This window comes from Leeuwenhoekiella sp. NPDC079379, from assembly GCF_044542075.1.
Lineage (GTDB): Bacteria > Bacteroidota > Bacteroidia > Flavobacteriales > Flavobacteriaceae > Leeuwenhoekiella.
The window spans coordinates 156,102-166,474 of record NZ_JBITTU010000006.1 but is presented as its reverse complement, the minus strand read 5'-3'; the positions used below and the strand labels follow the sequence as shown (position 1 = coordinate 166,474).

Below are 10,373 nucleotides of genomic sequence, written 5' to 3'. Positions count from 1 at the left end.
ATGATAGTCGTAGTTAATGTGCTAATTATTAAAACCTTGTTATAATTTTCTATATACGCAGTTAAATATTAGGGAGCTAATATCTTAATTAAATAAATTGTTGAAAATTGAAATTATGAAAACTAATAAAACACAGGAAAACACGTATAATTCTGATCTAACAAAAGAAGATCTAGATATTCTAAATGAAAAAAATATTCATAAAGATGGTGGTGCAGATGAGCAGTTGCGCGACCGTGAGAAAAATGTTGATTTTACAGGCAATGATTTAGATATTCCTACGGGAAAGCAAACTAATAAACAAACTACCGGACTTAAAGACGAAGAAAATAAAATTTACAGTCAGGGAGGTTCTCGTAATAACAACTTAGAAGAACAGAAGGGTGAATTATAAAACATCCAGTAAAGATCTCAAAAAATCCATCTTAAATGATGGATTTTTTTTTACCCTTAATTTTCTTTCACGATAATAATATTTGCTTTTACACCGGTAAGTAGATTCCATTCATTAGAGCTTATAACATTGCCAGTATCGTCGTAAACTACAAAAGCCGCAGTATTAGGACCACTTGAACCCTGATTAAGTGCTTTAAAAGATATTTTATTAAATCCTTTTTTTAAAGGAAGATAAAAACTTGTGTATGCTTCAGTTAACCAAATACTAGGAACTACGATCTCATCATTTACTAAAACTGCCACGCGATCACCATCTACATAAGCATAATCCCTACATACAATTTTAACTTGCTCCCCGCCATTTTTAAAGGTACCTAAATCTTGATCAGACTGGTGAGCTGGCTTATCAGATTTATCGCTATTACGGTCTGCCTCACGCTGGTTCATCATTTCTGTATAACGCTGCCCTGCATCTGCATAAGATTCGTGTTTAAGCATATAGAATGTAGGAGATTCAGGAGCTCTTAGTTGAGGACGTTCTATTAATTTACCATTAGCATCAAGCACTAACCCACCACTTGATTTTGGTATATCTGGTTTAGCAACTGCATTGTCAGGAACAGGTGTTGGAGTCCCCGCGGGATTTTCTGCTGCGGGAATTTTAAAAGACCCAGATGTATTATCTATTTGAGCTATAGCAATTATGGGCATTACAAGCAAGCAAAAACTCAAAAATAAAGTGAGTTTTGACGAAAAATAAGAATATGTGCTTTCGATTGTTTTCAATTTTTCTATTAATAACGTTAAAGCATAATAAGTGTTGCAAAATAGCAAAACAAATTTAACCCAATACATATAAACAGGAATCGTGCCAACACGATTTGTAATAAAAATTCTATTACAGAATTCTTGAAAAAATCGTAAATTGTATAAAAAAATTCATAATGAAAAAGTATCACATCTCCATTTCAAACTACAAACTACCTCACTTTTTTAGTTTTATTTTAATAGTGTTGTATTGTTCGAGTATCTTAAATGCTCAGGAATCTCAGAAGTATATAGAATACAAAGGAACCGTTGTTTCTAAAAGTTCAGAAAACCCACTCCCTTTTGTTAACCTGCTTATTGAAGGTACAAACATCGCTACGGTAACTAATTCTGAAGGAAATTTCTCTTTAAAAGTTGAGGAAGCTATGCCTAATGCAAAGGTGACCTTAACATATCCTGGTTATGAAAAGTTGATTATTATTTTAAAAGATTTAGATCGAAATAAGTCCATAATAAGTTTAAATCCACAGGCATTTGAACTTGATGAAATAAATATTTCGAGACCCAAAAATGCACTTATCTTAGTAGAGCAGGTTTTTTCAAACATTGAAAACAATTACGCAGATCAAGAAAATTTTATGACTGCCTTCTACCGGGAAACCATTAATAAGCGCAACCGTAGTGCTTCTCTGGCTGAAGCAGTAGTAACGATTCAAAAAACACCATATACAAATTCTGGCAGTGACTTAATTGCATTATATAAAGCTCGTAAAAGCACTAATTATGATCGTCTTGATACAGTTGCTATTAAATTGCAGGGAGGGCCTCTAAACGCGTTATATGCCGATTTAGTTAAATATCAAAAGTATTTCATAACTAAAGAAACACTTTCTAATTATGATTTTTCTTTTGGCGAGCCTCTGATTAATGACGGTAACATTGTTTATGTGGTTAATTTCAAACAGAAGAGCAGTATTATAGAACCTCTATATTACGGTAAGCTTTTTATTGATTCAAAAACAAGTGCCCTAACTAACGCATTATATAATTTAAATGTTGAAAACCGAAAAGCGGCTTCTGATTTATTTGTCAAGAAAAAACCAAACCAGGTTAAAGTATATCCTACTGAGATTAGTTATCGTGTAGATTACCGAAAAAAAGATGGAAAATGGTACTATAGTTACAGTAATGTACAACTTGAATTTGTGGTAAACTGGAAGCGTAAGTTATTTAATAGTAAATATCGTATTAGCAGCGAGATGCTCATTACAGACTGGGAAACAGAGTTACAAGGAAAAGAAGGAATTAGCAGAAAATCAAAATTCAAAGAGAATACCGTGTTAGCAGATGAAGTTTCTGGTTTTGCTGATCCAGAATTTTGGGGAGCTTATAACGTAATCGAACCCGAAAAGTCAATTCAGCAGGCAATTGAAAAGATTCAAAAACAAATTAAGAAAGATTAATATACTTAAAAACTTGAAATTAAGTTACGTATTTGAACGTGTTTAGAAATTGTCGCTGATAAATCTTCTACATTATATGGCTTTGTAACTATATCATTCATACCGCTGTTTTGAGCAGCCTTTTTTATAAAAGAAGCTTCTGCAGCGGTTAATGCTATGATAGGAATAAGTTTGTCAAAAATGCGAATAGCCTGAGTAGTCTCGTAACCATTCATACCTGGCATATTTATATCCATTAAAATAAAATCAAAATAATGTTTTTTAGCACGCTCTAAAGCTTCTTCCCCATTTTGAGCCTCAAAAGTAAGAACCTCTAAATTTTCGAGTACACGCTTTGTAACTAATCTATTTATCTTGTTATCATCAACAATAAGACATCGAAGACCTTTTAAACTTGAACCTCCTAATGAATTAACAGATTCTGGCTTGTGAGCTACTGTAGAAATATGCGTAGCTTCTTCAAAATCTATACTAAACATAAACGTTGACCCTTTACCCACAGCACTTTTTAAATAAATTTCTGAATCCATCTTTTCTAGAATTTTACGTACAATAGGTAATCCCAACCCGGTACCTTTTAAATCTGATGATGCGTCTGTATTTTGTAACTGCTCTAACTGACTAAATTCATCAAATATTAATTCTTGTCGTTCTTTAGGAATCCCTATACCGTCATCCTGAACCTCAAAATGAACTCTACATTTATCATCTTCTAGCACTTCACTTCGTAGCCGTAATATAATATTACCTTTAGGAGTAAATTTTAATGCATTTCCTAAAATATTTACTAATACCTGTGATACCCTACGAGCGTCACCTATAACATAATCGGGCACAGAAGAATCTATTACACATTTAAGATTACAATCAGCATTTTTCAAACTATTTTGATCAAAACTTGATATTAAATCTTCTGCCAGTAACTTAACATTAAATCGTTTATTAATTAAACTGAATGACTCATCTTCTAACTTCGACAAATCTAAAAGGTCATTAATAATGTCTAATAAATGATCTGCGCTAAATTTTAGTGACCCAATTTCTTCTTTAAAAGCTTCAAATTCTTTTCTTTTTTCTAATAATGATATAATTCCGGTAACACCATACAATGGGGTTCGCATTTCGTGACTAAGAGTAGAAAAGAATTTAGATTTTGCACGTTCACTTTTTTCAGCTAGGTTCTTAGCTTTCAGCAGGTTTTTATTATTACGCTTTAAATTATTAATAAGACCTAGCCTTAATTTCTCGCTATAGAATAAATATGCTAGAAATAAACTTAATAGCCCTAATATAGACCCTAATAATATAAACTGAATTTTTTTACGTTGTAAATCATGATCCAGAAGCTGTTGCTTCATTTCGGCTTCATTGCGTTGTCTTCTTAACTCTTCAGTTTCCGCGTGAGCGAGAGCTAGTTTTAAGGTTTCGGTCTCTAGAGTTTTTTCTCGTAGTTTATAATGCTTTAAATAGTTTTGTTGTACATCATAGGCAAGATCCTTATTGTTTTGTGTCTGTAAGAAATCTGCATATTTCTCATAAAATTCTAAAGCTAATGGTGTAAGATTATCTCGCTCTATGCGTTCATAAGCATCAGCATAATGCTCTAAAGCCTTACTATTTATGCTTAATGCCTTGTAATAATCACCCCAAGTGATGTTGAGATATATGATAGGATCATTATAGTATTCAAAGTCATTGTCGTAACTATCTGCTGCTTTTTTTAGATAAGGATACATCATTACATAATTACCCTCTTTACCATAAAGTTCTGCGATATTAAGTGCAGCATCTAAAAATACACCTGAATTCAAACGTTGCTGAATTTCCAATGATTTTTTATAATACTCAAGAGCCTGCATTCGTGTAGCAGGATTATCTGCCAGACTAGCTGCGAGGTTATTATATCCCCAGGAAATTAAAGTGTCATTTTTTGAACGCTTTGCAAATTCTAATGCAGATTTTGCATACGCCAGCGCAGGTATCGTGTCATTTATCTCATCATAAATAACACTTAGTAAGTTATACCCGTGAAAAACATAGTTATAATCATTTTCATTTTTAGCATCTAGAATTAAATCGGAGAGATTCTCAATTGCAGCATCATATTTTTTCTCTTCTCTAAAATCATAAATAGCATCGAGATGCTGTTTTAGTGTTTGATCTTGTAATATAGGATAGAGATCACCAGTAGGTAAATAAGATTTACCATAAGTAATAGATTGGTTACCTAAAAACAGACTTATGCCAATAATTATTAAAAGGTAACTAAATTTCACTTAAGTGGGGTTTTGAACATCGTAATATTACGAATAATTATCGATTAAAAACATATTTAGACTATTAAAAAACAAATAGTTAAACATAAAAAAGCTTAATAATCTGATTTATAATATTTTAAATTTATTTTTAAATTGATAATATAAGATTTTTCTTACATATTTAATATTTAATTTTAAATCTTACTGAAAATTTCAATTAAAGTATATTTACAACTTTTCTAAGTATGAATACTATTATAATAAGCCCAACTTATTTTCCAGATATTTTATCCTTTGCTGCTTTAGTACAAGCAGACTCAGTAACATTTGAAATTTCTGAAAATTATCAGAAACAAAGTTATAGAACTAGAATGTACATCGCCACTTCTAATGGCTTACTTCTATTAAACATACCTATACTTCACACTAAAAGTCAAGGCAGAAAAAAAATCGAAGACACACTAATTGAAAATAGTTTTTTATGGCAAAGACAACACTGGAGATCACTCGTGATTGCCTATAGAACTTCACCATTTTTTGAGTTTTATGAAGATGATATTTATCCCATATTTCATAAAGAATACAATTCTTTATTGGCCTTTAATCTAGAAACTATTAATTGCTTAATGGGATTATTAGACCTTGATCTTGATATTTCCTATACTGAAATGTATAGCGAATCCTATGAACGCAAGCTCGATTTGAGATACTTTGCAAACGCAAAACGAGAGAATAAAATTGAATTACCGCAGTATAGACAGGTTTTTGAAGAAAAAAATGGCTTCATTCCGTATTTATCTGTTTTAGATCTCCTATTTAACCTGGGGCCTGAAGCACTCTCCTATTTACAAAATTTAGATTTAGAACTTTAATTTTTTAAAGCGCTATAACAGCCATTATAGGAAAATGATCTGAATAATTGACATCAAAATTTTCAAAGGCTTTTACTTCAAAACTAGAATCGGGTAGAATAAAATCTATACGTAATGGTATTATGTCAAAAATAAAGGTGCGACCAAAGCCACTCCCCTTTTCTTCAAATGCATCTAATCTAGAACCTCGTAATTTATTATACGTGTAGGAAAAAGCCGTGTTATTAAAATCGCCAGCAACAATAGTTTTGTAACTACAGTTACGCTGATGTTCTAGAAAAACGTTAGTTTGTTCTTGCTGCTTCTTAAATGCTCTGCCTAACCTGCCCACCAGTGATTTTGTATTTTCTTGTTCTAAAGCATTCAACTCTGGAGTAAGTGTTAGGGTTTGCATATGCATATTGTAAATGCGTATTGTATCTTTTGCCTTAACGATATCTACAAAAATTGCATTGTTAAAAGTACTGGTGAAATTTAGAGAACCCTTATTAACTATAGGATATTTAGAATAGATTTTTTGTCCAAAATTACGTGTACCATTCTCTCCAAAATAAGAGTATGGGTATCCTTGAAATTCAGGATCTCTATTTTTTGAAAATTCTTGAAATGTCATAATATCTGGTGCATTCCTCTCTATAAGCGCTTTCAGCCCTTCCTTTATCTCTTCTTTAGTATAGTTCTCACTACTAAAAACATGTACATTATAACTAAAAAAACTCAGGTGGTTTTCAGCTTCTATAACCTCTTTAATCTTTACTCCAGAACCGAAATTAAACAGCGAAGTTCCTATAAAAAGCCATAACACAAGTATTAAACCTGAAAGTAAAAATTGACGTTTAAATAGCAACAACCAATAGAGTACAAAAATCCCATTAATTGTCAAAAGTACCGGAATGATAAGTGTTAATACTGAAACCGGCGGAAATATTTTTGGCGGAAAATAAGGTAAAGCGTATCCTATTAATAAGGCTATCGCAAAAAGACTATTTATAAAAAAAACAATCTTATTCCAGAGTCCGAGTTTTTTCATTAGGAGTCTTTTCCGGCTTTAAATAAAAAGTCTTTATCTTCTTTAGATAAGCTGTCGTAGCCACTCTTACTTATTTTATCTAAAATCGTATCAATACGTATTTGCTTTTCAGTCTTTGACATTGATTTTGAACCGAAAGCAGCAGAAGAGTTTGCGCTTTTATTACGGTAAACGGTTTTCATTTTTGCTTTCTTCTCACTCTTAGGCCTTGATTTAAAGTAACCAACTACCATATCAGCAAAACGTTCCCACCAGAGACCTATATCATTACCTTTACCCAGTTGCTGTGCATAGACAAAACCAAAAATAGCACCACCCACGTGAGCCAGTAAACCTCCTGCATTATCTGATGATGGAATTTGTATTAGGTCTGTTAGAATTACAAAAACACCTATATGCCAAAGCTTTACATTAAAGAAAATAATACGTAATTCTGTATTAGGTGTATACGTGGCAATAAAAATCATAATTGCTCGCACTGCTGCACTTGCTCCTACCAGGTATGCAGTTGATTGTATAAGTACAGGAAATAAATTATAAGAAATAACAAAAAAAACTCCCCCTGCTAGTGCCCCTAAAAGATAAATTGTTAAGAAACGTTTTTCTGTAAATAGATTAAGAACAATTTGTCCAAACCAATAAAGAATAAGCATATTCCAGAAAATATGCCAGAAACCACCATGCAAGAAAGCATAGGTTAACAACGACCATGGCTGTATAATTAACCTACTTAAATCTGTAGGCAAGCTCAACCATTGTGTAATTATGTTTCCTGAATTTAAAATCCATTCAAGAAGCATAAAACCTACCCATATCAAAACATTGATTACGATAAGTTTAACGACTATAGAAGCTGTTTTAAACTGATAACTTAAGCTTGTTCCAGACATAATTAATACCAGCGTTTGTCATTAAAACTATTCTTTTTCCAATACCACATCATTATAAAACCAAATAGCGCTCCACCAATGTGGGCGAAGTTTGCAATATTCTGACCAAATAAAGAAAAACCGGTCACTCCCGAAAATAAATCTAATAAAATAAGAGCAGGTATGAAGAATTTGGCCTTTATGGGAATAGGTAAAAAGATTAGGAATAATTCAGCATTAGGAAATAACATCCCAAAAGCTACTAAGACACCATAAATAGCACCAGAAGCACCTACTGCAGAAGTTGAGAATGCTTCAATCATACCTCTTATTTTATCAGGTTCTCCTATATCTGGATACGAGTACTGCCCAGTTTGCTGAATACTGGCAAAAGCTTTTTCAAGTATTTGAGATATATCTGAGGGGCTTACACCTGCTTCTAATAACGCATTATAGCCAGACTGATAATGATAGTAGCCAACTAAGGTATGAATCAAAGCAGCACCTAATCCTGCTGAAAAATAAAAGAATATAAATTTTGTTTTACCCAAAGCTTGCTCTACCGGTCCTCCAAAAGCATACAACGCATACATATTAAAAAGTATATGAAAAATGCTGCTTTGATCGTGCATAAACATATGTGTAAGCGGCTGCCAGTATTCAAAATTTGAATTTGCAGGAAACCATAAAGCAAATAGATCTAATGCTTGAGGAAACAAGAACTTTGTTCCTAAGAAGAAGATTACATTTACGATTAAAAGTACTTTTACAGTTTCGGTGATTTTACCCATCTAATCAGGTTTGTTTTAGTAACGCTTTTAGGCGTTTTTAATTATGCGTTAAATTTACGATCAAGTTCATCGACAGTAAGCGTAATAAAGGTTTTTTTATAAAATGGTGATAGCGTAGGCTCTGTACAGGCAAACAGCTTATTTACTAAATGCTCCCTAGATAAGTCATCTAATTTTTCTCCGGTTTTAACTGCCATACTCTTTGCCATACTTTTTGCCAAAACATCGGTCTGACTAAAGCCAGCATTAGGCACTTCCTGCTCGACATCGCTCAATAACTGCTCTAATACAATTGAAACTTCACTTTCTTGAATACTTGCCGGTATACCGGAAACTTCGAGAACACCATCTTCCGGGAAATCAAGCACAAAACCTGTATTTTCTAAGGATTCTTTCAACGAACCAAAAATCACTAATTCTGCATTTGAATAATCAAGTCTAAGCGGAAACAACAATTGCTGGCTCACAGATTCTTTAACTGTAATATTCCGTAGAAATTCTTCATACAAAACCCGTTGATGTGCACGGTGTTGATCTATAACGAGCATTCCACTTTTAATGGCGCTAACGACATATTTATTATGTATCTGGTAGGTATTTGCAGCATCCTTATCGGTTTGCTTAGTCTCGCCAAACCCTTTACTCTCGTGCTCTACAAATAAGGATTCTGCCTCAGGCTCATCTTCAATTTGTAAAGAACTAAATGAAGATTCAGAATTGCGCTTATCCAGGCCGGCGTACATATTTTCCCAACCTTTAGAATTAGGTTTTTCATAGTTATTTTGAGTACCAGCATAACTACGACTAGCAGTAACGGTTTCAAAGGGATTAAAATTGCGGTCTACTTCTACCCGTGGGGCTTGTACTGCCTTATCTTTGTAGGAATAAGGCGTATCCATATTAGACTCTCTATTAAAATCTAAAACGGGCGCGATATTAAATTGCCCTAAACTATGCTTTACTGCAGCGCGCAATAAGTTATAGATGGCATGCTCATCTTCAAATTTCACCTCTGTCTTAGTGGGGTGAATATTTATATCAATAGTTTTAGGGTCTACTTGTAAATAGATGAAATAACTCGCCCGGGAACGGTCTGGCAATAAACCATCAAAAGCAGCATTTACCGAATGATTTAAATAAGGGTGTTTAATAAATCGATCGTTCACAAAGAAAAACTGTTCGCCCTTTGTTTTTTTAGAAAATTCTGGTTTAATAATAAAACCGTCTATACCGACAATCTCAGTATCTTCAATTACAGGAACCAGCTTTTCATTAGTTTTTCCACCAAAAATGGCCACAATACGCTGCCGTTTATTTGCTCTCGGAAGATTGAAAAGTTCGTTTTCATTGTGATACATTATAAAACCTATCCCTTCGTGAGCTAGAGCTACACGCTGAAATTCGTCAATAACGTGACGTAATTCAACATTATCAGATTTTAAAAAATTGCGCCTTGCGGGAATATTGTAGAATAAGTTTTTTACGGCAATTGAAGTTCCTTTTACGGTAGCACAAACCTCCTGTACTTTTAAGGTACTACCTTCCATTTCTATACGGGTACCTACTTCTTCATTTTCGGTTTTTGTCTTAAGCTCAACGTGAGCTACGGCAGCAATAGAAGCAAGTGCTTCTCCTCTAAAACCTTTTGTACATAATGCAAAAAGATCATCTGCAGAATTAATTTTTGATGTCGCGTGACGTTCAAAGCTAAGACGTGCATCTGTCGTACTCATCCCATTGCCGTCATCTATAACCTGAACCAGCGTTCTACCGGCATCTTTAACGAGTAACTTAATTTGACTTGCCCCTGCATCGATGGCATTTTCTAATAATTCTTTTACTACAGAAGCCGGCCGTTGTACGACTTCACCCGCAGCGATTTGATTTGCTACGTGATCTGGTAAAAGCTTAATGATATCAGACATT

Annotated in this window: 9 protein-coding genes; 3 read left to right on the top strand and 6 right to left on the bottom strand. The window is 33.4% G+C overall.

The genetic code is table 11. The features are described 5' to 3' along the window. Nucleotides 1–115: 115 nt before the first annotated feature. Nucleotides 116–394, top strand: a complete 279-nt coding sequence (locus ACIGAM_RS12580) for a hypothetical protein (RefSeq protein WP_396511792.1) — start codon at nucleotides 116–118, stop codon at nucleotides 392–394. A gap of 56 nt (nucleotides 395–450) precedes the next feature. Here the strand turns inward: ACIGAM_RS12580 and ACIGAM_RS12575 are convergent, their stop codons facing one another. Further along, nucleotides 451–1,182: a hypothetical protein gene (locus ACIGAM_RS12575; RefSeq protein WP_396511791.1), complete on the bottom strand. Its 732-nt coding sequence runs from the start codon at nucleotides 1,180–1,182 to the stop codon at nucleotides 451–453. Nucleotides 1,183–1,340: 158 nt separating this feature from the next. Between ACIGAM_RS12575 and ACIGAM_RS12570 the strand changes: the two genes are divergently transcribed. Beyond that, nucleotides 1,341–2,627 (top strand): carboxypeptidase-like regulatory domain-containing protein, encoded by a 1,287-nt coding sequence (locus tag ACIGAM_RS12570; protein ID WP_396511790.1) that lies wholly within the window; start codon nucleotides 1,341–1,343, stop codon nucleotides 2,625–2,627. A gap of 5 nt (nucleotides 2,628–2,632) precedes the next feature. Here the strand turns inward: ACIGAM_RS12570 and ACIGAM_RS12565 are convergent, their stop codons facing one another. After that, on the bottom strand, nucleotides 2,633–4,903 hold the full coding sequence (locus tag ACIGAM_RS12565) for a response regulator (protein WP_396511789.1): 2,271 nt from the start codon (nucleotides 4,901–4,903) through the stop codon (nucleotides 2,633–2,635). 227 nt (nucleotides 4,904–5,130) lie between these two features. On the opposite strand from ACIGAM_RS12565, the gene ACIGAM_RS12560 reads away from it, so the two are divergent. Next, complete coding sequence (locus ACIGAM_RS12560; RefSeq protein WP_396511788.1) at nucleotides 5,131–5,757, top strand: WbqC family protein; 627 nt, start codon at nucleotides 5,131–5,133, stop codon at nucleotides 5,755–5,757. Nucleotides 5,758–5,761: 4 nt separating this feature from the next. On the opposite strand, the gene ACIGAM_RS12555 is transcribed toward ACIGAM_RS12560, so the two are convergent. From ACIGAM_RS12555 to mutL, 4 genes are read right to left on the bottom strand one after another with little or no spacing between them, the layout of a single operon-like run. Then, complete coding sequence (locus tag ACIGAM_RS12555; RefSeq protein WP_396511787.1) at nucleotides 5,762–6,787, bottom strand: endonuclease/exonuclease/phosphatase family protein; 1,026 nt, start codon at nucleotides 6,785–6,787, stop codon at nucleotides 5,762–5,764. Then, the gene (locus tag ACIGAM_RS12550; RefSeq protein WP_396511786.1) at nucleotides 6,787–7,677 is read right to left on the bottom strand and encodes a rhomboid family intramembrane serine protease; all 891 of its coding nucleotides are present in this window, start codon (nucleotides 7,675–7,677) and stop codon (nucleotides 6,787–6,789) included. Before ACIGAM_RS12550 ends, ACIGAM_RS12555 begins: the two co-directional genes overlap by 1 nt. 2 nt (nucleotides 7,678–7,679) lie before the next feature. Further along, nucleotides 7,680–8,447 (bottom strand): rhomboid family intramembrane serine protease, encoded by a 768-nt coding sequence (locus ACIGAM_RS12545; protein WP_396511785.1) that lies wholly within the window; start codon nucleotides 8,445–8,447, stop codon nucleotides 7,680–7,682. Nucleotides 8,448–8,488: 41 nt separating this feature from the next. Further along, nucleotides 8,489–10,372 carry a DNA mismatch repair endonuclease MutL gene (gene mutL, locus ACIGAM_RS12540; RefSeq protein ID WP_396511784.1) on the bottom strand — a complete coding sequence of 628 codons (1,884 nt, stop codon included), beginning with the start codon at nucleotides 10,370–10,372 and terminating at the stop codon, nucleotides 8,489–8,491. Between the last annotated feature and the right edge of the window lies 1 nt (nucleotide 10,373).

Coding starts and splice junctions, on each gene's coding strand:
- ACIGAM_RS12555 (WP_396511787.1), bottom strand. CDS start 6,787: ATGAAAAAACTCGGACTCTGGAATAAGATTGTTTTTTTTATAAATAGT.
- ACIGAM_RS12560 (WP_396511788.1), top strand. CDS start 5,131: ATGAATACTATTATAATAAGCCCAACTTATTTTCCAGATATTTTATCC.
- ACIGAM_RS12545 (WP_396511785.1), bottom strand. CDS start 8,447: ATGGGTAAAATCACCGAAACTGTAAAAGTACTTTTAATCGTAAATGTA.
- mutL (WP_396511784.1), bottom strand. CDS start 10,372: ATGTCTGATATCATTAAGCTTTTACCAGATCACGTAGCAAATCAAATC.
- ACIGAM_RS12570 (WP_396511790.1), top strand. CDS start 1,341: ATGAAAAAGTATCACATCTCCATTTCAAACTACAAACTACCTCACTTT.
- ACIGAM_RS12550 (WP_396511786.1), bottom strand. CDS start 7,677: ATGTCTGGAACAAGCTTAAGTTATCAGTTTAAAACAGCTTCTATAGTC.
- ACIGAM_RS12580 (WP_396511792.1), top strand. CDS start 116: ATGAAAACTAATAAAACACAGGAAAACACGTATAATTCTGATCTAACA.